Source organism: Nocardioides sp. Root140 (assembly GCF_001426745.1).
Lineage (GTDB): Bacteria > Actinomycetota > Actinomycetes > Propionibacteriales > Nocardioidaceae > Nocardioides.
The window spans coordinates 1-24,438 of record NZ_LMFI01000004.1 but is presented as its reverse complement, the minus strand read 5'-3'; the positions used below and the strand labels follow the sequence as shown (position 1 = coordinate 24,438).

The window sequence follows — 24,438 nt, the reverse complement described above, 5'->3', positions numbered from 1 at the left end:
TCCCGAGTCAGCTCGCGAGCCAGCCGTGGGTACTGATGATGGTCTTCGTGCGCTCCGACAGTTCCAGCGGGGCGTCGCCGTCGTCGGACCGGTTGCAGATCTCCTCGCGGAGGATCCGGTCGGCCTCGAGCTGGTCGCCCTCGGCCTTCATGACGTGGGCCAGGCACAGGCGGGTGCTCTCGCCGTCAGGGTCGGCCCGGTTGGCGACGTAAGCGGCGGAGCGAGCCTTGACCAGGTCGCCGGCGGCGAGAGCCTCGGTCACGACGATGAGGGCGACATCGGCGATCCAGCCGGACGCCATGAGGTCGACGCGGTCGGGCTCATTGACCAGCCAAGACCATCCCTCTTCACGCAGTTGGCTGAACGGCTTGGCCTCGCCGACCAGCTCGAGCGCGGTGCAGAGGTCGGCGACGCCTTCCGCGCCGCCCCGGGCCTGCCCGCGCTTGCGCAGTCGGAGGAAGAGGTGGAGGTCGACCAAGAGACCGTCGTCGACCTGGTAGACGTTGACGCCGCGAAGCTTGGTGGCGGGTGCCTTGTCGGCGTGGGGCAGGTGGGGCTCTCCAGTGGCCGGGTTGGAGCCCAGCCACTCGCGGACGGTGTTGGTGTAGTCGCGCACCTTGCCGGGGGTGATCCCGAATGCCTCGCCGATCTCCTCGCGGGTGGCTCCGTGCTTGCGGTGCAGGGCAAGGTACGCGAGGAGCTCGGTGAAGTAGGGCTTGCGCTTGGCCAGGGCCTTGCCGTGGGTGCGTGCGGTGACCGGACCGAGCAGGCTGAGCCGTGGACGGTCGCAGTCGGTCGAGAACCAGTCGGCGATGTCCTGGTCGAGATTGGGGTCGCTCTGCTCGACCTCGGCTCGGACGTGCTCGGGAACCTTCGGCGCCAGCGTCTCGAGGTCCTCCTGCACGATCGCGCTCTGACGGATGTAGTCCTGGTCGTCGCCCTCCAGGAGGGAGGACAGCGGCTCGTCGACGGCGTCCGCGGGGGTGTTGCGCGGCAGGGTGTACTCGCGGCGCAGTGCCCCGGACTGGTCGGTGTAGGCCTCCCAGCCGTCGGTGGCGGTCTCGTCGACCGGCACGGGGACGTCCTCGGCGACCTCGCTCTGTCCGTAGACCAGGGCGCAGCCGCGGGCCTCGTCGCTGGTGAGGCCGACGGCGATGAGGTTGAGGCTGGCTTGCTCGAGGACGACGCGGCCGGTGTTCGTCATGTGCAGGACGGCGCCCGGTGTGTTGGGGCGCTCGCCGGCGACGACGATGGAGGTGGCGGACTGCCCGACGTGGTCGGTGACCAGCTGCAGCAGCTGCTCGAGGTCCTCGGGGTCTCCGGCCGCCGCGTCGAGCAACAGCATCCGGGCCGGCCAGGTGTCGTCGTCGACGCTGCCGGTGCGTGCCGTGGACACGTCGGTGTCGTGTCGCTTCGCCCGGTCGACCGTGGTGACGGCGGCCGCGAGGGCCTCCGCGGTCGCGAGCGACCCGGCTGCTCCGGTCGGGTGGTAGCTGATCCGCTCGTCCATGGCGACGGCTTCCTCAGCCACGCCGATGCAGTCGACCTGCACGCGCCGCGACCACGGGTTGACGGCGAACTGTGCGGCGAGGTGGCGGGCGAAGTCCCGGCCGTAGGTCGGGTCGCCGCTGATGGTGAGAGTGGACAGTTCCTCGCAGTTGAGCAGCCACGTCTCACCGGTGTCGCTCATGCCGATGGTGGCCAGGAGCGGGTAGGGCGGCTCGACGTTCCCCGTGTCCGGGCCAAGCTCGTCGACGGCGGTGTCCGTGCTGACGTGCCAGTGGGTCTGGTCCGGGCTGCCCACCCAGGGCCCCGGGACAGCGGCCGGCGCGCTCAGGTGCAAGGTCAGCTTGCCGTGCGCGAGTTCCACGGCAGCGAGCGGCGGCATCGTGATGCCCTGCGCGCCGACGGCGGCCGCGAGGCGGCGCAGCGCCTCGTCCGCGAACTCCACGGTCGCCGCGGCCGCGGCACCGGTGGCGTTCAGGGTCATCTCGACAGGCGCGAGCTCCGGAGGCGGCGCGGCGATCGCGCGGCCCGGTGTCCGGTTCCGGTAGCCGGCGCGGCGGCGGGACCGCAGGGCCATGAGCAGTGCCCCGGACAGCAGGACGCCCCCGCCGGTCAGACCGGCGAGGACCCACGGCGCGTCGAGGATCGAGTCGTCAGCGTCGTCGACCTGGTCGATGTCGGCGGCCGGTGCCGCCGGCTCCTCGGCCTGGGGCGGCGCGTCGGGCACGGCCGTCTCGGGTACTTCGGGCACCTCGGGCTCCTGGGCGACCGGCGGCTCCTCCTCGGCCGGCAGGTCGACGGGCCGCTGGTCCTCGGGGCTGGCGGGCGTCTCGGGCTCGACGTCGCGCGGCTGCTGGTGCCGGGTGTCGTCGTGACTGCCCCCCTGCTCGGCGCCGGGGATTTTGAGCTTCCAGCCGACGTCGATGACGTCGGGGTCGGTCAGCTGGGCCCCGCCGGGCTGGGTGATGCCGATGGAGGCCTGGTAGATCTCGGGCCAGCGGTCGGCGTCGCCGAGCTGTTCTTGGGCGATCTCGCTGAGGGTGTCGGTGGGCTGCACCGTGTAGTCGTGGGCCGGTGCCTCGCCGTTGAGGGCGGGCAGCTTGAGTACCCAACCGGGCTCGAGGAAGCTCGGCTGCGCGCCGAGGAGGTCGCGGTTGAGCTCGACGAGTTCCTTGTAGCGGGCACCGTCGCCGAAGTGGTCCTCGGCGATCGACCACAGGCTCTCCCCCGGCTTCACAGCGTGGTCGAGCGTCTTGCGCTGGCGCTCCTGCTTCGTCTCGACCTTGACGTCCTGCTGGGCGGGCGCCTGGTCGGCGGCACCGGCGTTGACGTGTCCCACCGTCACTGGCGCCGCGGCGGCCGTGGTGATCGTGGCTGCCTGGGCGGCGATGGGCGCGGCGATGAACAGCAGGGCGGCGAGGCCGATGAGGCCGCGTGCTGCGGCCTGAGGCCGGCCCAGGCCCGGCAGCTGGGGCGCCTGGACCTTGCGGAGCCGTGCGATGGCCTCCACGACCAGGCTCAGCGCCATGAAGGCCCACGCGACCCAGCCGATCACCTTGAATAGGCCGAGGACGAGGGTGCCGTCGTCGGGCGCCAGGAGCGCGTTCTTGATGCCGTCCAGGTTCGGGGCGTGGTCCGGGATTGGGCTGGCACCGATCGCGAGGAATAGTGCGGGCAGCCCGAGGACGATGCCGAGTACGGCGGCAGAGGCTGCGAGGCCGGTGAGCCGCTGGCCCAGGGTGGGATGGGTGGTCATCTCTCGATGCCTCCTTCGGCGCGGATGAGCCGCGCGGACGCCTCCCCGGTGACCTGCATCGTGTCCAGGCCGATGATCCCGAGGAACTTGCTGGTGTATGTGTCGGTGGTGGTGACGATCAGGGTGTCGCCGTCGACGACGCGGACGGTTCCCTCCACGCCGGCGGCGCGGAGATAGTCCATGGCGGCCGTCTTGGCGGCGGTGAGGTCGACGCGGAGGTCCTCGCCGCGGACTGCGGTCGAGCCCTGAACCTCCTGGGCGCCGGTGCGGGCGGCCTGGGCGGCCGCGCTGCGGGCTTGCTGCTGGGTGTGGACCTTGCCGCCGAGGTCGACGGCCATCCCGACGAGGATGATCATCGCCAGTGCTGCGGTGGCGAACCAGACGCTGATGGAGCCGCGCTCATCGCGCGAGCGCGGCGTCATGAGGCAGCGGATGCGGTGGCTCATCATCGGCGCTCCCGGTAGGCGTCGACGGGGCTGCTGGCGGTGGCAGTGATCGTCCGGGTGCCGGGCAGGCCGGGGATGCTCAGGTCCGCCACGTCGACTTTGCAGGTCACGGTGGCGGTGACCTGGGCGGTGGTTCCCAGCGGGGCGTTGAAGGCCGCAGCGTTGATCGTGATGTTGGTGGTCGTGCATTGCAGGCCCTGGTCGTTCAAGCTGCTGGTGGCCGCGGACTTGCCGGAGGTGATGGCTTCGCTCTGAGTGCGCTCGATGGAGGCCGCTCGAGCTGCCTCGTAGGCGGCTGCGTCCACGGACTGCTTGGCGATCTCCACGCGGCCGCCGAGGATGATCATCGCCACGAACAGGCCGAAGGCCGGGACGCCGATCGCGGCCTCGATGGCCACCGACCCGCGCTCGTCCCGGCGCCGGCTGCGTGTGCTGGTCCGCCTCGTCTGCCTGGTCATTCGGTGAGCCTCTCGACCGGGACGCTGGCGCTCTGGGTGACGGTCACGTGCCAGCCGGGGATAACGCTCATGGACTTGCCCGTGACGGTGATCGTGGCGGTGGTCGTGGTCCGTGATCCGGAGACGCTGGTGGAGGTCATCACGTCGGAGCCTCCGGCGTCGTGGAGGAAGGTGTTCGCCGTGGCCACACCGGCGTCGCGGGTGCCGGTCTCGCTGCCTGCCTCACGGGCGCCCTCCTGCGCGGCCGCGAGCGCTACCTGCTTCGCGTGGTAGTACAGGGCGCCTTGGAGGCCGAGGAACATCAGCAGGAACAGCGCGGGCATCAGGAAGACCATCTGGATGGTCACTGAGCCGCGCTCGTCCCGGCTGCGGCGGTGGAGGCTGGCGAACATGGCGGCCTACTTGATCTTGGCGGACTCGCTGGTCACGAAGAACTTGATGGCCGCGACGACGATGCCGACGATGACGATCACTGCGCCGGCCCACAGGACCTGCTCGATCGTGACGGAGCCGCGCTCGTCGCGCTGCCTGGTGACGCGGTCCTCGAGGGAGGCGAGCGTGGTCAGCGCCGCTATCTGGAGGGCGATGAAGAGCTTCAACATCGGGGTTCTTCCTTCCTGGTTGTTCGGTTTGCGGTCTGGGTGGACCCGGGTTCTTGGGGTCGGTGTTAGGTCGGTCAGGTGGTGAAGCGGAGCAGGGAGGGGGTGACGAGGATCGCCATGAAGACGATGCCGAGCAGGCTGGCTGGGATGTACATGCGCTCGGAGGTGGCGTTGGCCTTGCCGACCTCGGCGCTGAGCATCGCCGAGCGGAGTGCGGCGGCGCGGGCCCGGAGGTTGTTGTAGATCTGGGCTCCGTCCTGGCCGGACTGCTGCATGATGTCGGCGAGGTCATCGAGCTCGGGGACGGCGAGCTCGTCGGCGAGACCGTGCAGGGAGTCCCAGGGTGCGCGGGTCATGTAGCGGGCGCGGCGCAGCTCGCTCTCGATCCGCTTGAAGACCCACTTGTCGCCGACCTCGGCTGCCGAGCGCAGCGCCTGCTGGCCGCTGGATCCGTCGCGGACGCCGGTGGCCACCATGTCGATGTAGGCGCCCAGGGCGCGGCTGAACTCGATGCGGGCCTTCTTGGCGTCGTCGGCGGCGTTGTAGTTGGGCATGAACCAGAACAGGGCTGCCAGGGCCAGCGAGCCGAGCGTCGGGATGGCGAACGGCAGCGGAAGGCCGATGAGAGTGAAGAAGGCGGCCAGCAGCGGCGGCATGATCAGGCCGAGCAGTGCCCAGACGACCTTCTCGCCGTAGAACCGGGTCTCGCTGATCTGCAGAATGGCCAGGTCCTTGCGGGGCGTGTGCGCCGAGGCGCCGCCGGGCAGGTTCTTCATCGCCCACAAGCCGATCCGATCGACCGCCGAACTGGTGCCGGTGTCGGCGTCGGGGCCGGGAGTGTTGCGGCGGGGTACGACGTGGTCAGGTGAGAGACGGTCCAGCGCGTCGACTAGGTCGGGGTCGGAGGGCGCAAGGCGCCATACGAGCAGGGCGAGGGCCAGCCCGAGGAGGGTGCCGCTGGCGAGCGCGATCTGCAGGCCGGTCATGCGAGCGCTCCTTCCTTCTCGCCCGGCGCCGTGCGCTGGGCGGCGCGGTGCGCGTTGCGGGCCTGGAGGTCGAGGAACCGCGGGAGTGGCTTGGCGACGGCCATCCGGCGCATCCACAGCAGGGTGGCCACGTAGGCCGAGAGCAGGACGGCGAGGATGACCTGGCCCAGCGGGGACCCGTAGGGCTCGATGTAGTCGCCGGTGAAGGCGAGCATGCCGAGCACACCGAGGGTGATCACTGTGACGGTGCGGGCGGTGGTGCGGGGCTTGGCTTGGTCGGCGGCGATTTGGCGGCGGGCGCGCACGTCGGAGGCGACGGTCTCGGCGAGGGCGTCCAACGCCTTCGACAGTCCAGCCTGGCCGCGGCCACTGGCTGCCAGGATCAGCTGGCTGGCCACGACGTCGCCGGTAGAGTCGTTGAGGTCCTCGGCGAAGGCGCGCAGCACGTCCTCGGTATTGGCGGTGTTGTTCCACAACCGGGAGACCATCAGCCCGACCTCACGCTCGATCGGCGCCGGCGCGGACTGCAGGGACTTGATGAGCGCCGAGCGCAGGGACTGGCCGGCGGTCAGCTTGCCCGACAGCGACCGAGTCCACTCCTCGAGCGCCTCGAGCTTCTCGATGCTCGCGGCCGCCGGCGGGGGCGTCAGCAACAGCGGGATACCGACGATCCCGGCCGGGACGAGCACGATCGCGATCACCCAGCCGGTCACCAGCGCGACCAGGAGGCCGGCCACGGCTCCGCCGACCATCAGCATCCGGGTGCGCCGGTCGAGCCGGACGAACCAGTTCCCCAGCCGCCCGAACGGTGTGACGGTCCGGGCGGGCCGCGGCAGCTTGGGCGGCGCGGGGATCAGCGCGTAGACCATCCCGATCAGGCCGATGACGATGAGCGCGCCGAAGACAGCGGGCAGGAACGCGGTACTCATGACGTGGCCACCCCCGGGTTGGCCTGGGACTCGGCCTTGTACGCCTCGAGGTCGAACCCGTGCCGCGCCAGCTCCTGGGCGAGGAAGCTGTCGAGCTTCCCGGTGGCGACGGCCTGGCCGAGCTGGTTGGGCGCGAAGATCGGGGTGGTGGCGTATCCCCTGGCGGCGTCGATGCTCGGCTGGACGACCAGGACCTCCTCGACCCAGCGCTGCTTGCGGAAGGTGCCGTCGGGATTGGGGACGACCTCCGAGCGCAGGTACATCACGATGTCGATCGCGGCAGCAAGCTTGCTGATCGCCAGCTCACGGGTGACCTGCGGGCCCTTCTCCATGGCGCAGGAGACGAGCTTCTCGATGGTGTGCTCGGCGCTGCGTGCGTGGGTGGTGCTGATCGAGCCCGGGCCGGACTCCATGGCCTTGAGCATGTTCCAGACCTCGGGGCCGCGGACCTCGCCGACGATCTGGCGGGCGAGGTTGAACCGGAAGGAGTGGTGGATGGCCTCCTCGAGGCTGAACTCACCGGCCTGGCGGCCGTCGATGCCGACCTCGCCGGATCCGGGGCGGTGCTCCCATGCGTGAACAATCTTGTGGCGGTCGACGAGCTCATGCAGGTGCAGCTCGAACTCGGTCTCGAAGGTGCCGATCATCTCCCAGGGCGGGATACACGAGCACAGTGCTCGGACCCAGGTGGTCTTGCCGCTGCCTTGGACCCCGGAGACGACGATGCTCTTGCCGGCGCGCACGCAGGCTGCGACGAAGTCGGCCAGGACCGGACTGCACGCCTTGCGGCCGTAGACCATCTCGTCCATCGACACCTCGCGCAAACCGTGGCGACGGATCACGACCGAGGTGTAGGCCATCACCCAGGAGCCGGCCGCGAGCCGCGCTCCGCCGGGCAGCCGGAGGTCCATGTGCGGCCGCGCCTCGGTGAAGGGCCGGTTCTGCCGGGCGCCGAGGTCGGAGACGAACTCACGCAGCTCGTCCTCGGAGTCGGCGATCGGGGCGGCCTCGACCAGCCTGCCGTCGACCAGCTCCAGCCAGACCGAGCAGACCGGGCCGCGGGCGATGACGATGATGTTCTCGACGTCCTCGCGCTCGACCAGGGGCTGCAGGCGGCCGAGTCCGAACAGGGCGGCGTGGAGGGCGGACTTGAGGGCCTTCTCCTGGCCCTTCGTCCACGGCGGCCGGCCGGTGGAGACCAGCGTCTCGGCCTCGGACTTGATGAGCTCCTCGATGACGTCGAGGCCCATCTGCTCGCGGTCTTCTTCGGTGACCCGGCCACCTTCCTTGTCGAGCCGGGCGGTCAGTCGCGACGAGATCTCGGCGCGATACTGCGCGATCAGCTCCCAGTCCAACTGGACCTCGCCGTCCGCACCGTGGATGTGATGGTGCTCCTCCGGTGTGGGCGCCATCAGCGGGCGCAAGCTGAACTCCGAGCGGGCGCGGCCGGGCAGCTGGCCCTCGCCTTCGCTGGTCCAGGCGCCGGCGAAGATCGGCAGTGAGGTCGGGTCGTGGGCCTCGACGCCCGGCGGCGGAGGCGGCGGAGTGCCGTTGGTGCCGCGGCCGCGGGCGAAGGGCGAGGTTTGCTCGCGGTTCGCGGCGTGGCGGGCATCGAGCCACTCGTCGGCGCGCAGCGGGTGACGATCGTTGGTCTCCTGGTGGTGTCCGTTGGTGCTCATGCGTGGCCTCCGTTCGTGGAAGCGAGGGCGGCCTGGTTGGCGCCGAGGATGGACTGGATTGCGGCGGTGCTGCCCCGGTAGCCGCGCCGCAGCCCAGAGGACTCGAACTTGCGTGGCTTGCGGGCGCCGTGGGAGTAGACCTCGGCCACCTCGGGCTCCCAGTCCACGGAGGCGACCACGGGAATCTGGAGCGCCTTGGCGATGTGGCGTGCGGTGTACGGCCGGACTCGGGCGCCGGTGGGCACCGTAGGCCAACGTCGCTCCTCGTCGACGAGCAGGACCCCGAGGCGAGACAGGCCACCGACCGCGGCGAACTGTGCACGCAGGGTCTTGGCCCAGCTGGTGGCGCCGGCCAGCGCCGGCAGCGAGCTGCGGGTGACGAGCAGGGTCAGGTCGGATGCAGCGATGAGCGGCTGGGGCCAGCCGACGAGGCCGAGTCGGCCGGCGTCGACGATGACGTCCTGACCGTTGCGCTCGAGGGCGCGCAGCTGCTCGGTGAGCGGCTCCCACAAGGGCAGCAGGCTGGGGGCCTGCTCGTGGGCCCGGATGCCGGGCAGGAACCAGGCCGAGCGCTCGGCCGACGCCTCGGGGTCCAGCAGCAGCGTCTCGCGGGGCAGTGCGTCGGCCAGCGTCCCCTCGCGCAGGGAGAGGGCGAGGTTGATCAGCCCGCCGGTCGGCTCCTGGGTACCGTGGAAGTAGCCGGCGAAGACCGAGGAGGATCCGGTCGGGTCGGCGTCGACCAGGAGCACGGGTCGGTGCCAGTTGAGGGTGAGCCCGAGCGCCGAGGTGGAGACGCCGGGCGAACCGCTGGCGGAGGCCAGGACTATCAGCGCCATGCCTCAGCGCTCCCGGGCGTCCAGGACGAGTGCGACCCTTCCGGTAGCGGCCCGGGCAGCCAGGTCGGCGGCCTCGGCTTCGGGGACCGAGACGTCGACGACGGTCTCCCCCGTCTCCTCCGCCCGGCTAACACCAACGACGGTGGCCTCGATCGTGACCGGCTCCTTGTCGGTGATCTCGCCCTGGTCGCCGGGTGTGGTGACGATCCGGACGACGTCGCCGCCGTAGAGCGGCTCCGAGGGCATCTGCGCGGGAGTGAGACTGATGCCCACCAGGGACTCCCCCTCCCCCGGCACCAGGTTGTCGGTGACTGCCTGCGCGGTGAGCAGAGTGCCGGCCCACAGGTCGACGGCAGCGCGGCTGCCCTCGAGCTCCGCCTTCTGGCTGCCGGGGACCGGCGTCAACGCCGGGTCGACACTGACCCGCACGACGGCGAGGTCGCCGGCCTCGATGATCTCGCCGCGCTTGATGTCGCTGCTGACGACCAAGACCTCTCGGGTGTCATTAACAGACGTGTACGCGTAGCCGGTACCTAGCGCACCAGCAGCGACCAAGCCTGCGCAGAGTGCAAACACCCACCGCCTGGGGCGTTGTCTGAAGGGCCGGTAGTGGGTGACGTGGGGCGTGGCCGCGACATCGGAGGGTGCTTCGCCCGACCGGTCCTGAGTGATGTTCATCGACATGGATCCCGAGTCCTCTCGTGTCTCGATCACCTACGTGTCAAGCCGGGTTCGGAGCGATCATCGCCAACCCAACTCGACAAGACGACACTAGTGCATTTCTATCGAGCGAGTGGATATCCACAGGTGACCAACTCCGAGATGTCATCGCCCGGGCCCTGACTGGAAGCTGTTGCGCGGCCCAGTCCCCCCGATGGGACCGATCAATTTCGCGCACCGAATGTCCGGATCTATGGGACCACAAAATCATCCGGTTCTCCCGGGGAGAACCTGTTCCTTGTGGATAACCGTCAACCCGGGGCGTTTGCGCGTTGTCTGCCCGGAGCTAGATCTCCTCGCGCTGCAGGCGTTGACGTTGTGCCTCGTAGAAGGCGGCGACGACGACATCAATAGGGTGCCCCGAGGCACCGGCGAGTTTGTCGAGTTGCCTGGCCGCAGGGAGCCGAGCCCAGCGGCCTTGCTCCCATGCGTAGTAGGTAGGCACAGCAACATTCACGGCCGCCGCCAGCTTGGGGACTGTCAGTCCGGCCTGCAGACGCAGAGCCCTGAGGTCGGGGATCTCACCGTCAATGTGAATGAGACGAAGGGTCGGGATGTCCAGTGCCCTTGCGAGCTTGACCAGGAAATCCGGCCGGGGAACGGACGTGCCGAGCTCCCAGCGCGAGATGCGCTCCCCGCCAGCAGCACCGACGAGACGCGCCAGCTCGTGCTGGGTCAGGCCCGCCTTCTCGCGTGCTGCCCGCAACTCCGAGGGGTCGACTCCGGTAACCATCAGCGACGAACACTAGCGACAGGGAGAACGATCACAGTTCCGCGACCGCGCCGAGGTGCTCGAACTCCTGGGCACAGTCCAGCCGCCAGCCGCCCCGGAGGCTGCAGCCGCCCCGGTGGACTGCTTCACCCCCGAACGCCTCTTGCTGATCGCTCGGACGCTCCTCAATCACAAAGGTGACCCGCACCTGGATGGCAGAATCCCCGTGATGACTACACCAGACCGCTACTCCCCTGCGGCCGGCTGATCGGGTGGGCTGCACGATCCTGGCGCGACCGGCGCATCGACGACCTCCTGGCGGCCGTCTCCGACCTCGGCATGACGATGTCCCGGTCCGCTGCCGGCGAGTTGCTCGACGAACGGGTCAAGTTCGTCGCTGAGCAGATGCGTGTCACAGAGACCACCGCCCGCCGGTACCTCACCGACGATGCCCTCGCCGGCATGGCCAGGGAGATCGTCTTCGGCTTCGTCGACGAGACACCGGGTGCGGACCTGATGAGCGCACCGCGGACCGCCGCGGTTCCCGTGAGGTTCGCCGGCCGGGTCTTCGCGGGGTTGGGCGAGGTCGTCCGCATCCTCCTCGTCGAGCGCGACGATCTCGAGCACACCCGCGATCGGGTGGCTCAGATCGCGCACGCGCAGAGCTATCTCGGACTGCTGGTCCATGACCAGGTGGCCACCACAGGCTTCTACGACGAGCCGTCGGTCCAGATGCCCCCGGCGCTTCTCCTGCGCGTGGCGCGCATCCTGGAGACCGCCGCAGACCTGGTGGAGGATGGCCTGATCGGCTACCAGGGGGATCCGGAGCAGAGCGCTGGGCTCCCATCAGCCTTCCGCCGGGACGTTCGCCTGATGCGCACCATGGCCGGGCAGGAGTCGAGCACGTGACGGAGACCGCAGCTCGAGTCCTCGCCCTGTACGCCCCGGGTGCAGGAGATCCCGCCCGACCACCGCGGCGGCTACACCCTCGGCCGAGACGAGTTGACCGTCCAGGACTCCGACTACGACCAGGCGCTCGCGGCCGCCCGACGCCGCGTTCCTGACGGGTGGCGAATCATCGCCCTGCGAGTCGTGCGCAGCTAGCAGCGGATCCGACGCTGCCGTGCCCGCCGCCGGTGCACTACGCGTGCCGGCCCAGGCCGGTGAGCTGGCGAAAGTACCTCGCGCAGCTGATCGCTCCCAAGGTCCGGGATCACCTAGGTGACCAAGCAGAGGAGGACCCAGATGAGCACTTCACCCGCAGAGCAGCCGGGCCCCGGCTTCGTCACCTTCACCCAGCAGGGCGACCGCGCCCTCGATCGCCTCGCCGCCGACCTGGTCGACCACTGCGACGGCTCCGCCGGCAGCATCGCCGACATTCTCGAGCAGGTGCTGTCCGCCGACATCGCCGAGCTTGCCGACAAGCTCGGCGAATCCCTCGTCTGCGGCGAGGCCGGCCCAGCCCCCGAGAGTCCCGACCAGGCAGCCCGTAGACCCCTCGGCGCCGACCGGTCCACTGCCGGCGGCGCTCCTCCCCCGCCACGCCGGATCGGCCGTTGACACGCCGGTCCCACGCGCGAGAGCTCGCCCGCCGAGTGACCACCTAGACTGACCTAGAAAACCCCCTAAATCTAGGTGAGTCTAGGAAGGTGGCGCTGGTGGATCAGAGCCCGTACACGCCCGGTGCTGGGCACAACCCGCCCGTCCTGGCAGGACGCGACGGCCTTCTCCGTGACTGGCACTTGGTGCTCAACGACATTGTCGCTGGCGGCCGCGTCCGTGCCCAGGACATGATCCTTGCCGGCCCGCGCGGCGTGGGGAAGACCGTCACGGTGAGCGCGTTCGCGGACCTTGGCAAGGAGCAAGGCTTCGAGGTGGTCAACCTCCAGGCTGTGTCGGGCCACGCTGGTCTTGTAGAGGCGCTGCTCCAGCGCGCTCGCACCCGTATGGCGGAGGAGGCCGGCCCCTGGCAGCGCGCCCGCAAGGCCTTCGAGCGGATCGGTGGGGTCAACCTCAGCATCGCGGGCATCGGTGCCGGGATCTCTACCCACCAATCCGACGCCGCAGCACCGGGCCTGGACGCGGGAACGCTCGCTGACGCCCTGGCCACGCTGGCGGCCGAGGTCCGCAAGGACGCCCACAGCGGCGGCCTGCTGATCACCGTCGATGAACTCCAGGTCGCCTCTGGGCCCGACCTCGCCCTGCTCGCGGCGACGCTGCACCGACTCAACGTCGACCACCCCTCCGCACCGGTCCTCTTCGCCGGCACCGGACTGCCCTTCACCCCCGATGCACTCCGCAAGGCCGGCGTGACCCACCCAGACCGCCTCTTCGTGCTGGAGCCCATCCCGCTGACGCTCGAACCCGATGACGCCCGATACGCCGTGGTGGAGCCAGCACGCCGGGCCGGTGTCGCGTGGACTCCCGAGGCGGCTGCAGCCGTGGTCGAGGCCAGCAACGGCTACCCGGCCCACCTGCAGCTGTTCGCCCACGCCATCTGGACATCCGCGCCTGGGCCCGACCAGATCACCCTCGGCGACGTCGAAGCCGCACTCCCCCAGGTCGCCGACATGCTCGAACGCCGCACGCTTGGTCCCCGCTGGGACCGCATCAGCGATCGCCAGATGGAGTTCCTTGCCGCCCTCGCTCTGCACGGCGGGCGCGCCTCGACAGCGGCGATCGCCAAGACTCTCGGTCGCTCCCAGCAAGAGCTGTCCTGGCTCCGCGAGGAGCTCATCGAGGAGGGCGACGTCTACGCACCCAAACGCGGCCAGCTGGCGATGGCGGTTCCGCTCTTTAACCGCTTCGTTCTGAGCCACTACGAACGCACGCGGCCCGAGGCAGCGACCGAACTGCTGAGCCTGCAGAAGATGATCGCGAACGCCGGGCTGGATCCGTCAGCAGCCCACGCGGATCGGGACATGCTGCGCCGAAGCAAGCAGAACGAGACCCGCCAGGTGCCACCGCCCAGCGGCGAATCTGTGCGGCCGCGCTCCTGAGTGGCCGCGCGCACCGCTACCGAACGCGCGGACATACGTTCCGTTACACAACGCAGCCGTGTAACAGGCTGGGAGCGGGCCGGCACGGACCGCGACAGTCCGCGCGGCGCTAGAGCTGGCGGCGGGCCCGCCGCAGCATGAGGCCCTGTCACGTCGGGCAGCAGCGCGGCAAGGGACTGCGGCGGCGCGACGTCGGCCAGCTCGTCGAGCAACTCGGAGTCGTCTGCCGTCAGTGACTCCATCGTCGGGCGCAGTAGGCGTTCCACTCACTGGCCGCCGCGGCGAGCCGGCGATAGGCCTCAACATCCTGGGGGCGTTGAACCACGCGGCGGCGGACATCGCGACGCGCCGCGCGATCAGGGCCGCTTTGTCGTCCATGGCTCAGTCTCCCTCCCCACACACCTGGAGGGAGTCCCTTTCCCGTTGTTAACAGCCTCACCGCCAGCGGCGCGCGCCGGCCGGCGAGATCCGCGAGACTCAAGCCCAACCTCTCGGAGGGAAGGGCACCCGGTGGACGACAACGACCAGCTCGAAGCAGGCGGGCACGCGTCGGCGGCCCGCGAGCACGTCTACGGCTTCAACCGCGCCACGATGTGGGAGCAGGACCAGATCCCGGCTGAGACCTCCGCCCAGCTGGCGGAGTTCGCCGAGATCGCGGCCGCACTCCCCCAGGCATCATCGCAGCTTTCCAGCACGCTCGAGCAGGCTCTGGCTCACCAGGTGCTCAGCATGGATGCGATGACCGACGAGTCGGACCCGGCGATGGCGATCGGCGTCGCTCGCCTCCATCTAGAGGAGGCCCGCGGTCTCGCGGTCGACCTGCACAAGCACCTCAACGCCGCGCGCAACGCCACCGCGCACGTCATCAGCCAGGGCGCCGACGACGGCCAGGAGTCGATGCCCTGAGACCAGCCCTGACCCGGCCCCGCTGACGCATCAGCGAAGATTTCTTCGCGTCGGGTGATCGCCCCGACGGGTCGACCTTCCTTTGGTGACTGAGAGATGACCCCGGTCCACCAAGGAGCTGCCCGTGAGCACGCCCACCGATTCCCCGTCCGCGGCCGACCGTGACCCGGTCCAGGACGTCCGCGCACACCTCGAGCAGGCCCTGGCTGCGCTCGATCAACTCCGCGAGGTCCTGCCCCCTCCCACCGCTCCGCCCGCCCGAAACCGGAGGCGGTGAGTCGGCATGACCACCGACACCACAATGAGCGCCGCCGACGCCGTGTTCGAGGCCGAGCAGGCCGTGGGCAGGGCCCGATGGGTGGTGGAGGAGCTGAAGGAGACGATCGGCTCCGCGCTCCGCGTGCTCAACGACGCCGAACTCGACTCGGCCAAGGCCAAGCTGTCCGGGCGCGGTTCCTTCTACCTCGAGGCCGCCGGCGAGCACCTGGGACGGCTGCGCACGAGGTGCAACGAGATGCCTGACCTGACGCACGACCTGTTCGTACACCTCAATCGCGCGTCGCAGTCGGTCACCGACGCCCGTGCCCTCCTCGACCCGGCCGACACCTCCGATCCCGTCATCGCCAGCGAGGTCGCCCAACTCAAGCCGCACCTCGCGGTCGTCGGAGAGATGGTCACCCTGGCCAAGCCCGTCGCCCAGCTGGCTGCCCAGCACGTCGAGACGGCACACCAGGCCAGCCAGGACGTGACTGCCATGGGGCTGCTGGAGCCGGTCAGCCTGGAGCGGAGCATCGCGACCGCCGGCAAGGAGCTCGGCCGCGCCGACGAGGACGTGCGCCTGCTCGGCAACGTCGTCGACCACGCCGCGGCCAGCGCCCGTGAGTCGGCCGGGATCGCCAGCGAGATCACCGACAACGCTCGCCGGCGGATGTCCGAGCAGGCCCGTGACCCGATCCCGAGCCCCACCCTGCCGGGTCCCAGGACCCCGGGTCGGTAGAGCGAGCCATGGATCTCGACCCGGGCGGCCGCCAGCTGGCGGGCCTCATCCTCGACGCGGCTGGCCGAGGCGAACATGACCAGGTCGCCAGCCTGATTGCACCGCTCGATGCAGAGCGGCTGTGCTCGCTGGTGACGGTGCTGGCCGTCCAGGTCGACCAGAGCGCGCCGGCCTCCTCGGCAACCGGCCCGGCCGCGGTGTGCGAGCTGGCCATCAACGCCGCGGCGCCGATGTTCGGCACGACGCCGGAGGCGATTCTTAGCGCCGAACGCCGCCGACCAGTCAGCGATGCGCGGGCGGTGGCCATGACGGCCGCCCGCGAGACCGGCCTGTCCCTGCCGGCGATCGCCGAGCACTTCAACAAGGACCACGGCTCGGTGATCCATGCGGTCCGCCGCACCGCCGAGCGGCCCCGACTGGCCGACGCCGCGGCGCGGGTGAGCGAGCACGTCAACAGCCGCTACACCGCCCGTCTCCCCCGCACCGAGGAGAGCGTGGTCGACCTTCACCAGCGGCCTCTGGCCTCGACGTTCGAGCCCGATGGCCCGGTCGAGCACGCCGTGGTGGCGGCCGCGGATGCCTTCAACACCACACCGGAGGTCCTCCTGGGTGCCGACCGGAGCCGGGCGGCCGCCGATGCCCGGGCGGTGGCCATGACCGCCGCCCGGATCCACGGGCACAGCCTGCCCACGATCGCCCGGCACTTCGAGCGCGACCACACCACGGTGCTGCAGGCGACTCGGCGCATCGAGAAGACCCCGCCGCTGCGGGACCTGGCCGCCAAGATCGCCGCGGATCTCCCCGAGCAGCCGGCCAGCGCCAGCGCCGGCAGGCTGGAAGTCGACGAGCACGTGCCCGAGAGAGGCCCCCGCTCCCTCGGGTTGCGCGAGCAGCAGCGGGCGATCCCCGTTGCCGCCGAGCGGGCGCAGCTGAGGGTCGCCCGGTGAAGGCACTGATCGGGCTGGCCGCGGCCGCGATCCTCGGGCTCACCGCCGGCGGGATCAAGGCCGCCCTGCCCGAAGTCCAGACAGGACCCGAGCCCGCCGAGGGCAAGACCAGCCAGGTGCGCGCAGGCGCTCGCCCGCGAGGAGTCGTACGCCGCGGCCACCGACGATGCCCAAGGCGCTGAGCGCGGCCTGTGAGGCAACTGCTGAGAGCCAAGGGGCAGGTCAATGGACGAGCAGCTGACGCTGGCCGCGAAGACGCTGGCCCGGTGGTGCTACGCCCGCGGCATCGACGAACGCCTCCTCGGCTGCGGTGAGCAGCTGTGCAGAGTCGCCGTCGACCAGGCCCTCGGCCGCCCCGCCCCGGCGCACCTCGAGCAGGCACTGTGGCAACAGACCGCCACGCTGCTAGGCCAGCGCCGCGACTGGGACCGCGAACACCAGGTGAGCCCACCGACGCCGGCCGCCTGCCTGCCCTGCGCCGTGGCGGCCGACCAAGTGCCCCACCCACGCCGGCCGGCGCTGTCGTGCCTGCGGTGGCCAACTGCACCGCATCGTCGTCGACGAGGGCTTCGGCACCCATCCGTGCTGCGACCGTCCCGGTGAGAACGGATCCTTGGGCGTCCTCAAGCACACCGCGCAGCAGCTGGGAGCCACGCTGCTGGCGCAGTCGGCGTGATCGGGCCCGGGTCGCCAAGACGGATGCGCCGAGGGTGATCGCTCCCACCCCCGATCCGCACTTAGGAGACCAAGGAGGACTGGCGCAGCCTGTGCCGGTCCACGGGATCCATGGGAGTTCACATGAGTGACGCCGCTCGCGAGGAAGCCGCGCTCGAGGAAGAGGCTCGTCAGCGCGCCGAGGAGATCAGGGCCACCCAGGAGGCCGCCGCCCAGGCCGCGGCCGCCGACACCGGCCCCTCCCCCGACGCCGAGATCGCGCAGGTCCACCGGTCCGGGCGCCAGCACGACCACACCGACACGGCCGCCTACCAGCGGCCCCAGCTCGGCCGCCGCCGCGGCCCGCGGCGCTAGGGGGTCGCGATGGCAACCGCGCTCGCATCAACGGACGCCAGCCGCATCCCCGGCCGCACAACGGTCCGCTGGGTCGACTGCTCCCACAAGCTGGGTTCGCTGCCGTGCATGAACCACAAGCCGCACGAGGGCAACGGCCACGGCTGCGTGCACCACTCCACCTCCGGCTTCCAGGACGACGAGTAGCTCGCCGACCTGCAGCGCCAGAGAGCGTGCCTAGCCGTGGACCAGGTGCAGCCGCCGCCGCGCCGGCTGCTCGACGGCCGTCTCCAGGCGCTGCAGCCGCTCGAGCGTCATCGGATGGCCATGACGCCGGAGCAGGCCAGCCAGCACGGAGCCCAGCCCAAGGGAGACCACCAGCTGGTCGGCCGCGGCCTCCGCGCCGGCCTCGATCCGCCGGCTGGCTGCCGGCACCAGGTAGGTCAGGGCGATCACCGCGCCGCCCAAGATCCCCGGAGCGGCCCGGCCCTCAACGACCGACTGCACGATGCAGATCACCCCGACGACACCTCGCAGCGTCCACGCCAGCCGCATGAACGGAAGCCAGGCGAACGCCCGGGCCACGCCGCGGAACGACGCGCCCACCAGCCGCCACGGCGTCGTCGCCGCAAGCACAGCGAGCTCGAGCCGCGGCCGGATCGCACGCCGCCGGCCGACGGCATGAGCAATCGCGGCGGCCGCCTCCGCAGCGGTCACTCCTCCCCGGTAGGTGGCGTTGAACAGTCCGGGGCTGACCATGACAGCGCCATCCGCGATCGCCGCAGCCACCAGGGTGCCCGGACTCTGACGCCGGCGTACGAACAGGGTGCCGACGTCGACGCCGCGGACACCCAGCTCGGCGAGCACAGGCCCCATCACCTGGAGCTCAGCCGCAGTCGCAGGCCGCGACCGGGTCAGCGCCGCGGTCGCCGGCACCTCGAACTGGCCGAGCGCCAGTGCAACGAGCACGCCCGCTGCAGCCAGGAATGCGATCAGGCCGAGCGCCGGCGGGAGCAGGGCGCACACCACCACGGTGAGGACGAAGCTCACCAGCAGCGCCGGCGCCAGCGTCACCACTCTCAGCACGGTCATCGGGAACCTCATCATCACGACCCTCCTCCATCTGTCAGCACTAGTGCGAATCTCTTGACTTTATCCGCGATGCTCGTCCGGCGACCGCCATACGACATAGGCGAACGAGACCAGTTTGTGCCCAGCCGCCGACACGACCCCGAGTTATCCACAGCCCGCCGCGCAGCGGAGCGAGGACCGACCCGGACGTGGGTTCATGGGCCAGACCGACCTCCGACCGAAAGGAACCCCCGTGGACACCCTCAACGCTGACGGCACTTGGGACCGCCTCGGCTCGATCGCCCTCCTGCTGCACCAAGCCGCCACCCAGGTATGGAGCGACGCCGACCGGGCGGCCGCCGACTCGCCGCTGCACGACCTCGGCCTCGGTGTCTACCTCGCGCACTCCCAGGCCAGCGCCCTGCTGCCCGAGGACTACGAGCTGCCCGACGTCGAGGTGGACGAGCTCGAGGAGCCCACCCCGCTGCAGCTGCTCACCGAGGCCGAGGAGCTGACCCGGCCCCTGCCGCTGCACCGACCCGACCTGCACGGCTCCCAGCTGGTCGTCGACCTGTGCGACCTCATCCGGGAAGCCCGCGGCCTTGGCTACTGACCTGCGGCTGGCGTACGCCGACATCGACCAGGAGCTCTTCGACGTCGACCAGATCCCGATTACCGCGCGCGACGTGCGCAGCGTCGGCGAGATGCTCTTCGACGTCGACTACCTGGCGCGCCAGCTCCTCATGGACGTCGACGGAGACGCCGCCGGTACCCTGCTGCGCAGCTGGCCGACGATGGTCGCGGCCGCCGAGGACCTGTGGGCATCCCTGCCCGGTCGCCGCCCCGGCGTCGACGAGCGCGACCGGCCCATCACCACCCTCTCCGCCCAAGCCGCCACCATCGAGACCAGCCTCTCCGGCCGCACCGCCTGGCCAGGGCAAGGCCCAACCAGCCACCGCATCGACCAGATGACCCAGACCTTCCTCAACGCCGCCGCCCTGGTCCGCCGCTACGGCGCCGAGATCCCCCACGAGCAGCCCGACGCCCACCGCGACCTCGAGGCAGCACGCACCCGGATCATGCACGGGCTCTACCTCACCGCCCACGCCGTCAACGTCGCGCTCCAGCAGCACGGCCGCGACCGCGTCAACGACGCCCGCAGCGCCGGGCACCGGATCCACCTGGCGCAGCACCACTCCCCCTACGCGATCGCCCCCACCGGTGCCTGGATCGACCGGATCTCCGCAAGCGAGAACACCGCCCGCAGCTACCTGAGCGACCGGTTCGCCCAAGCCCTCGCCGGCGAGGCGATGCGCCCCGTCGACGACCCCGGCCGGCTCGCGCAAGCGCTGGCCAACTGGGACATCCAGACCCACCGCGCGCTGGCCCGGGAACTCGAAACGTCCAACATCCTGCTGATCACCCGCACCCAGGGCCTGATCGCCGGCGCCAGCATGGTCCTCGTCGACGCCGCCGCGACTGCCGGCGCGCTCGAGCGTTCCGACCGCCTGATCCCCGCCATCGCCGAGACAGGACGCTCCTGGAGCAACCTGGCCAGCCGCTGGGGCGACCTCGCTCCCCCAGGAGCCCGCCTCGAGGAGCCACTGGCACGCGCGGCCGCGGAGGTCCGCGCCGCGTACCGCCAGATCACCCACGACAAGACCACCTTGGCCAGCCCGGAGGTCATCGCCAGCCGCCCAGGACTGCCCCAGGCAATGCACGCCTCGCTGCGCGCGATCGAGGCCGGCTCCGAGCTCGCAGTCGTCGTCGCCGAGAAGGCCGACGCACCCGACCTCACCGGCCCGGCCCGAGCCCTGTCGCGCCGAGCTCACAACGACGTCGAGGCCGGCCTGGCTACCCCGCCTGCCGAGGGCGACGTCGTCTGGGTCTCCCCCGCCGACATCCTCGCCAAGCGCCTCGTGCCACTCCCCCCGCCCGTCGCGGAGACCCTGCGCGCGGCCAGCGACGCCACGATCGACGCCACAAGCTCGGCCTCCGCGGTGGTTACGGTGCACATGCCGAGCAATGAACGAGTCCCGGCGAGGGTGAACACGCACCAAAGCCCTACCGGGCGAAATGAAGTGGCACCACTCACCGCCGGTATCCCAGCCAAGAGCCGTGGCCGGTGACGACGCTTCGCGCCCATACAAGTCCGGTAGCACCGCAACTGAACCGCGCCTGCCACGAACTGTCGGAGGTGACTCGTACCCTCAAAGAGCCGGGCTCTCCAGGTTCCTCGGCAGAAGCGAGGTACCGGTGGGAGGCGGTAAGCAGGTCAAGTCGCAGCACGCACATCAGCGACGCTGGGATTGCCCTGATTCACCAGCGGGTCAGCGCCATGGATCACGTCTGGCATGAGCGCACAGTCGACGCCGGGATCGATGGCACGATCGAGTTGCGCGACCCCGCGACGGGCGAAGTTAGCAACTGCCACCTCCAGGTGCAAAGCAAGGCCCGCGACAACGACTTCCGCCGCCTCGGACAGCTGGTCCTCGACGGACTCCACCTCCCAGATGAGACCGTCGGGTTCCCGTGAGGTGCCGTACGCAGGGCAGCGCGGGTCGTCGCTTGTGCCAACATATGTAATCCGGTGCGTTGTGCGCTTGTTGACGTAGCCTTTTCCATCTCAAGTATGTCCCATCTCGGGCATACCGCCGACCACCGGTCAAGTCACGGAGTTCACCTTGGTTCCACGGTCTGAGGTTCGACACGACCTGTTCGGCGATCCCACACGAGAGGCAGTGGGAGACGTTGACGGGGCGCACTCAACCGACGCTTGGTCGCGTACGCTGGAGGTCCTCTCGCGAGCAGCAGACCATCCCCTGATGCGTGCATTCGACCTCGATGCCATTTTCACTTTTGACCGCAGCCTGCGCTACCTGTCAGTCAACGGCAGCGGCCTCGCCGCGCTGGGCCTCTCCCGAGAGGCCCTGGAGGGCAAGACCCTCTTTGATGTCTTCCCTGCAGAGACGGTCACCATGGCCGAGCCTTGGTTCCGAGACGCGCTCGCAGGTCGCTCGAACACCATCGACGTGCCCTTTGCGGGCCGAATCTTCTCTCAGCACCTGACTCCCATTCGAGACGAGTCCGGCCAGGTCGTAGCAGCAATGGGAGTCGTAGAGGACGTCACCGAGGCACGGGCAACGGCGCAAGCGCGCCGGGAATCCGAGGAACGTTTCCGGCTCAGTTTCGACCACGCCCCCATCGGCAAGGCGCTGGTCGAACTCGATGGGCGCCTGCGGCAAGTCAACAAAGCGTTCGCGAACCTTACGCGGTACTCCGAGCAGGAACTGCTGGCACGGTCGTTCCAGGACATCACCCACCCCGACGACTTCGACACACACGTGGATTACAGCAGTCGGCTGCTTGCCGGGGAGATCGACGCGTACGACCTGGAGAAGCGCTACATCACCGGGTCGGGTTCCACCGTTTGGGCGCAGCTGTCGGTCACATTGGTACGGGATCCTGACGGCGCGCCGCAGTACTTCATCGCTCAGATCCAGGACATCACAGATCGCAAGGTACGCGAGGCATCTCTTCGGGACATGGTTGCCATGCTGTCGCACGACCTGCGCGCTCCCATGTCGGTTGTCACGGGGTACGTCGAAATGCTTCTCGACTCCTGGGATTCACTGCGCGCCGACGAGCGCCGCAGCTTCCTGCAGAAGACGAAGGCAGCGGCGCATTCAGTGCAAGCGCTGCTCGAAAACACGTTGACGGTCTCGGAACTGGACGACAGCGGTCTCGTCGTTTATCCCGCGCCGGTGAGCGTGAGCGAGGTGGCTGGCGAAGTCCTAGACAATCTCGGTTTGACGTCGTCTATCACCCTTCGCGCAACGGGAGACACCACGGCGCTTGTTGACCGCGGACACCTGACGCAGATCGTTACGAATTTGGTGACCAATGCTCTGAAGTACGGCGCAGAACCAGTCGTCGTGAACATCCGCACGGACACCGATTCGGTTGCCGTCGAGGTGGCGGACGCGGGTCCAGGGGTGCCGCCGGAGTTCGAGCCACATCTGTTTGACCGCTTCACCCGATCTGAGGCGTCTCGATCGGGCCGGGAGCGGGGCAGCGGGCTCGGCCTTTACATCGTCCGGCGTCTTCTTCTGCTCAATGGCGGTGACGTCCGGTACACACCCCAGCCAGACGGGGGTGCGATGTTCGCCTTTCATCTCCCCCGGGCCGCACCACGCGCTCCCACGTCACGGCGCGGACAGTCTGTCCAGTGAAACAACTGACTGTGGATTGGGCGCGACTCATGGCTCGCGATCTTCGGGCGTGGTGGGGGTCGCAAGGCCGTTGAGGATCAATGCGCAGATCGCCGCTGCGAATCGTGCCGCATCCGCAGACGGATCCTCTGAGGGACCTTCGACTGCGGCGCTGAGGCCGGCGACGGTGATGGCACCGAAGACGCCCATGGCGACCGCACTCGGGTCGGCGACCCGGCGCAGTGACCCGTCGGCCAGCAGTTGCTCGATCGGCTCGTAGAACGCACTGCGCAATGCATCGGCGAGGTCGGGCAGCCGGGTGGCTCGCCCCAGGTCGCCCACCAGGGCCCGGCACAGGAACGGGTGCTCGACCATGACGGCCAGTTGCGCGGCAACGGCGGCCTCGAGGCGGCTCCGCGCGTCCTCCTGAGTTGAGACGGCGACACCGACCTCCCCTGCGATGAGGTCGAGCAGGTCACCCAGCAGGAATGCCAGCACCCCGTTCTTCCCGTCCAGGTGGTAGTAGATGGTGGCTTTGGGGATACCCGTGACCTCGGCGATGTCGTCGATCTTGGTGCCGTCCAGCCCCCGTTCCGCGATGAGCTCGGCCGCGCCGTACAGCTGGGTGGCCAGCTTTGCCGGAAGTTTCCTCATGACTCACCTCTGTTCTCTACCCGCCACGCCCGTGCAGGCTTTCGGGGTTGAATCGCCTCGGGTCTGATGGAGGCTCTCAATCCATGGAGGATGAGAGTCATGGCAGCACCCAGGAAGTACCCCGACGAGCTGCGTGAGCGGGCCACCCGGATGGCGGTGGAGCTCCGCCAGGACCCGGCGACAAAGCAGGGCGCGATCGCCCCGTGTCGCCGACCAGCTCGGCATGCACCCTGAGACCCTGCGCAACTGGGTCCGACAGGCCGAGATTGACGGTGGCGTCCGGCCCGGCACCACAACCAGTGATGCGCAGCGGCTGGCCGACCTCGAGCGCGAAGTCCGCGAGCTGCGGCGGGCGAACCACATCTTGAAGACCTCGGCGGCTTTCTTCGCGGCGGAGCTCGACCGCCCCACGAACAGGTAGTGGTCTACATCGACGCCCATCGCCACGACGTTGTCGACGGGCGTGAGGTCGGGGTCGAGCCGATCTGCGGCGTGCTGAGGAACGCCGGCGTGCAGATCGCCCCGAGCAGCTACTACGCGGCCAAGACCAGACCGCCCTCGGCACGCGCGATCCGTGACGCCGAGCTGGTCGAGGACATCAAGGTCGCCCACAAGGCGAACCTGGGTGTTTACGGCGCCCGGAAGATCCACGCCGAGCTCAACCGCGAAGGCGTCAAGGTCGCCCACAAGGCGAACCTGGGTGTTTACGGCGCCCGGAAGATCCACGCCGAGCTCAACCGCGAAGGCGTCAAGGTCGCCCGGTGCACCGTGGAGCGGCTGATGCGCGCCGAGGGCTTGCGGGGGATCCCGCGGGAGAAGTTCCGCAAGACCACCATCGGCGACGGTGCTGAGACCGAGCGTCCCGAGGATCTGGTGAAGCGGAAGTTCGCAGCGACCGGCCCGAACCAGCTGTGGGTGGCCGACTTCAAATGCCGACGTCGGCATTTGAAGTCCTATGCCGACGTTCGAACTATGCCGATGTTGTCGGTGATGGCGTTTGACAGCTTGGCCTTCG

General features: G+C 69.7%; 32 protein-coding genes. 19 read left to right on the top strand and 13 right to left on the bottom strand.

Annotated features, from left to right (window positions below):
* Window positions 1-7 precede the first annotated feature (7 nt).
* From ASD30_RS09475 to ASD30_RS09425, 11 genes are all read right to left on the bottom strand, one after another.
* Window positions 8-3,262 carry a LysM peptidoglycan-binding domain-containing protein gene (locus ASD30_RS09475; RefSeq protein WP_056680598.1) on the bottom strand — a complete coding sequence of 1,085 codons (3,255 nt, stop codon included), beginning with the start codon at window positions 3,260-3,262 and terminating at the stop codon, window positions 8-10.
* Window positions 3,259-3,708: a pilus assembly protein TadG-related protein gene (locus ASD30_RS09470; protein ID WP_235532553.1), complete on the bottom strand. Its 450-nt coding sequence runs from the start codon at window positions 3,706-3,708 to the stop codon at window positions 3,259-3,261. Before ASD30_RS09470 ends, ASD30_RS09475 begins: the two co-directional genes overlap by 4 nt.
* Window positions 3,708-4,166: a TadE/TadG family type IV pilus assembly protein gene (locus tag ASD30_RS09465; protein WP_056680595.1), complete on the bottom strand. Its 459-nt coding sequence runs from the start codon at window positions 4,164-4,166 to the stop codon at window positions 3,708-3,710. The genes ASD30_RS09470 and ASD30_RS09465 overlap by 1 nt, the downstream gene beginning before the upstream one ends.
* On the bottom strand, window positions 4,163-4,558 hold the full coding sequence (locus ASD30_RS09460) for a TadE/TadG family type IV pilus assembly protein (RefSeq protein ID WP_056680593.1): 396 nt from the start codon (window positions 4,556-4,558) through the stop codon (window positions 4,163-4,165). The genes ASD30_RS09465 and ASD30_RS09460 overlap by 4 nt, the downstream gene beginning before the upstream one ends.
* Window positions 4,559-4,564: 6 nt before the next feature.
* Window positions 4,565-4,768 carry a hypothetical protein gene (locus ASD30_RS09455; protein ID WP_056680591.1) on the bottom strand — a complete coding sequence of 68 codons (204 nt, stop codon included), beginning with the start codon at window positions 4,766-4,768 and terminating at the stop codon, window positions 4,565-4,567.
* A gap of 74 nt (window positions 4,769-4,842) precedes the next feature.
* The gene (locus tag ASD30_RS09450; protein WP_056680588.1) at window positions 4,843-5,754 is read right to left on the bottom strand and encodes a type II secretion system F family protein; all 912 of its coding nucleotides are present in this window, start codon (window positions 5,752-5,754) and stop codon (window positions 4,843-4,845) included.
* Window positions 5,751-6,683, bottom strand: a complete 933-nt coding sequence (locus ASD30_RS09445; RefSeq protein WP_056680585.1) for a type II secretion system F family protein — start codon at window positions 6,681-6,683, stop codon at window positions 5,751-5,753. Before ASD30_RS09445 ends, ASD30_RS09450 begins: the two co-directional genes overlap by 4 nt.
* Window positions 6,680-8,362: a CpaF family protein gene (locus tag ASD30_RS09440; RefSeq protein ID WP_056680581.1), complete on the bottom strand. Its 1,683-nt coding sequence runs from the start codon at window positions 8,360-8,362 to the stop codon at window positions 6,680-6,682. Before ASD30_RS09440 ends, ASD30_RS09445 begins: the two co-directional genes overlap by 4 nt.
* The gene (locus ASD30_RS09435) at window positions 8,359-9,198 is read right to left on the bottom strand and encodes a MinD/ParA family ATP-binding protein (protein WP_056680578.1); all 840 of its coding nucleotides are present in this window, start codon (window positions 9,196-9,198) and stop codon (window positions 8,359-8,361) included. The genes ASD30_RS09440 and ASD30_RS09435 overlap by 4 nt, the downstream gene beginning before the upstream one ends.
* 3 nt (window positions 9,199-9,201) lie before the next feature.
* Window positions 9,202-9,687 (bottom strand): SAF domain-containing protein, encoded by a 486-nt coding sequence (locus ASD30_RS09430; protein ID WP_235532552.1) that lies wholly within the window; start codon window positions 9,685-9,687, stop codon window positions 9,202-9,204.
* Between the two features lie 517 nt (window positions 9,688-10,204).
* Window positions 10,205-10,651, bottom strand: coding sequence for a helix-turn-helix transcriptional regulator (locus ASD30_RS09425; protein ID WP_056680576.1), 447 nt, complete (start codon window positions 10,649-10,651; stop codon window positions 10,205-10,207).
* Between the two features lie 318 nt (window positions 10,652-10,969).
* Here ASD30_RS09425 and ASD30_RS09420 point away from each other — a divergent pair, with 318 nt between their 5' ends.
* From ASD30_RS09420 to ASD30_RS26490, 12 genes are all read left to right on the top strand, one after another.
* Window positions 10,970-11,539, top strand: coding sequence for a hypothetical protein (locus tag ASD30_RS09420; protein WP_056680573.1), 570 nt, complete (start codon window positions 10,970-10,972; stop codon window positions 11,537-11,539).
* A 39-nt stretch (window positions 11,540-11,578) separates the two neighbouring features.
* Window positions 11,579-11,734, top strand: coding sequence for a hypothetical protein (locus tag ASD30_RS27140; RefSeq protein ID WP_200951126.1), 156 nt, complete (start codon window positions 11,579-11,581; stop codon window positions 11,732-11,734).
* A gap of 141 nt (window positions 11,735-11,875) precedes the next feature.
* Window positions 11,876-12,190 (top strand): hypothetical protein, encoded by a 315-nt coding sequence (locus tag ASD30_RS09415; protein WP_056680570.1) that lies wholly within the window; start codon window positions 11,876-11,878, stop codon window positions 12,188-12,190.
* Window positions 12,191-12,288: 98 nt separating this feature from the next.
* Window positions 12,289-13,629 (top strand): ATP-binding protein, encoded by a 1,341-nt coding sequence (locus ASD30_RS09410; protein WP_057294102.1) that lies wholly within the window; start codon window positions 12,289-12,291, stop codon window positions 13,627-13,629.
* Between the two features lie 510 nt (window positions 13,630-14,139).
* The gene (locus ASD30_RS09405) at window positions 14,140-14,535 is read left to right on the top strand and encodes a hypothetical protein (protein WP_056680564.1); all 396 of its coding nucleotides are present in this window, start codon (window positions 14,140-14,142) and stop codon (window positions 14,533-14,535) included.
* A 124-nt stretch (window positions 14,536-14,659) separates the two neighbouring features.
* Window positions 14,660-14,812: a hypothetical protein gene (locus ASD30_RS26495; protein WP_156393575.1), complete on the top strand. Its 153-nt coding sequence runs from the start codon at window positions 14,660-14,662 to the stop codon at window positions 14,810-14,812.
* 6 nt (window positions 14,813-14,818) lie between these two features.
* Window positions 14,819-15,532, top strand: a complete 714-nt coding sequence (locus ASD30_RS09400; protein ID WP_056680562.1) for a hypothetical protein — start codon at window positions 14,819-14,821, stop codon at window positions 15,530-15,532.
* A gap of 8 nt (window positions 15,533-15,540) precedes the next feature.
* Window positions 15,541-16,479: a helix-turn-helix domain-containing protein gene (locus ASD30_RS09395; protein ID WP_056680558.1), complete on the top strand. Its 939-nt coding sequence runs from the start codon at window positions 15,541-15,543 to the stop codon at window positions 16,477-16,479.
* Window positions 16,476-16,661, top strand: coding sequence for a hypothetical protein (locus ASD30_RS09390; RefSeq protein WP_056680556.1), 186 nt, complete (start codon window positions 16,476-16,478; stop codon window positions 16,659-16,661). The genes ASD30_RS09395 and ASD30_RS09390 overlap by 4 nt, the downstream gene beginning before the upstream one ends.
* A gap of 43 nt (window positions 16,662-16,704) precedes the next feature.
* The gene (locus ASD30_RS09385; protein WP_056680553.1) at window positions 16,705-17,082 is read left to right on the top strand and encodes a hypothetical protein; all 378 of its coding nucleotides are present in this window, start codon (window positions 16,705-16,707) and stop codon (window positions 17,080-17,082) included.
* Window positions 17,083-17,277: 195 nt separating this feature from the next.
* A complete protein-coding gene (locus ASD30_RS09380; RefSeq protein WP_056680550.1) occupies window positions 17,278-17,508 on the top strand; it encodes a hypothetical protein in 231 nt (76 codons plus the stop codon).
* A gap of 9 nt (window positions 17,509-17,517) precedes the next feature.
* Window positions 17,518-17,694: a hypothetical protein gene (locus ASD30_RS26490; RefSeq protein WP_156393574.1), complete on the top strand. Its 177-nt coding sequence runs from the start codon at window positions 17,518-17,520 to the stop codon at window positions 17,692-17,694.
* 30 nt (window positions 17,695-17,724) lie between these two features.
* Here the strand turns inward: ASD30_RS26490 and ASD30_RS09375 are convergent, their stop codons facing one another.
* Complete coding sequence (locus ASD30_RS09375; RefSeq protein WP_156393573.1) at window positions 17,725-18,579, bottom strand: hypothetical protein; 855 nt, start codon at window positions 18,577-18,579, stop codon at window positions 17,725-17,727.
* A gap of 232 nt (window positions 18,580-18,811) precedes the next feature.
* Between ASD30_RS09375 and ASD30_RS09370 the strand changes: the two genes are divergently transcribed.
* The 4 genes from ASD30_RS09370 to ASD30_RS09355 all read left to right on the top strand — a co-directional run bounded on the left by ASD30_RS09370 (window position 18,812) and on the right by ASD30_RS09355 (window position 22,790).
* On the top strand, window positions 18,812-19,171 hold the full coding sequence (locus tag ASD30_RS09370; protein WP_056680544.1) for a hypothetical protein: 360 nt from the start codon (window positions 18,812-18,814) through the stop codon (window positions 19,169-19,171).
* Window positions 19,161-20,687 carry a hypothetical protein gene (locus tag ASD30_RS09365; RefSeq protein ID WP_056680541.1) on the top strand — a complete coding sequence of 509 codons (1,527 nt, stop codon included), beginning with the start codon at window positions 19,161-19,163 and terminating at the stop codon, window positions 20,685-20,687. Before ASD30_RS09370 ends, ASD30_RS09365 begins: the two co-directional genes overlap by 11 nt.
* Window positions 20,688-20,896: 209 nt before the next feature.
* Window positions 20,897-21,094, top strand: a complete 198-nt coding sequence (locus tag ASD30_RS27925; RefSeq protein ID WP_056680538.1) for a DUF4365 domain-containing protein — start codon at window positions 20,897-20,899, stop codon at window positions 21,092-21,094.
* A gap of 289 nt (window positions 21,095-21,383) precedes the next feature.
* Complete coding sequence (locus ASD30_RS09355; RefSeq protein ID WP_056680535.1) at window positions 21,384-22,790, top strand: sensor histidine kinase; 1,407 nt, start codon at window positions 21,384-21,386, stop codon at window positions 22,788-22,790.
* Window positions 22,791-22,817: 27 nt separating this feature from the next.
* On the opposite strand, the gene ASD30_RS09350 is transcribed toward ASD30_RS09355, so the two are convergent.
* The gene (locus ASD30_RS09350) at window positions 22,818-23,423 is read right to left on the bottom strand and encodes a TetR/AcrR family transcriptional regulator (protein WP_056680532.1); all 606 of its coding nucleotides are present in this window, start codon (window positions 23,421-23,423) and stop codon (window positions 22,818-22,820) included.
* 99 nt (window positions 23,424-23,522) lie between these two features.
* Between ASD30_RS09350 and ASD30_RS27770 the strand changes: the two genes are divergently transcribed.
* The 3 genes from ASD30_RS27770 to ASD30_RS09340 all read left to right on the top strand — a co-directional run.
* Window positions 23,523-23,657: a hypothetical protein gene (locus ASD30_RS27770; protein ID WP_268788290.1), complete on the top strand. Its 135-nt coding sequence runs from the start codon at window positions 23,523-23,525 to the stop codon at window positions 23,655-23,657.
* A complete protein-coding gene (locus tag ASD30_RS09345) occupies window positions 23,647-23,844 on the top strand; it encodes a transposase (protein WP_056680529.1) in 198 nt (65 codons plus the stop codon). Before ASD30_RS27770 ends, ASD30_RS09345 begins: the two co-directional genes overlap by 11 nt.
* Window positions 23,844-24,438, top strand: a 595-nt coding sequence (locus ASD30_RS09340) for an IS3 family transposase (protein WP_156393572.1), incomplete at its 3' end; no start/stop codon positions are given. The genes ASD30_RS09345 and ASD30_RS09340, both read left to right, overlap by 1 nt.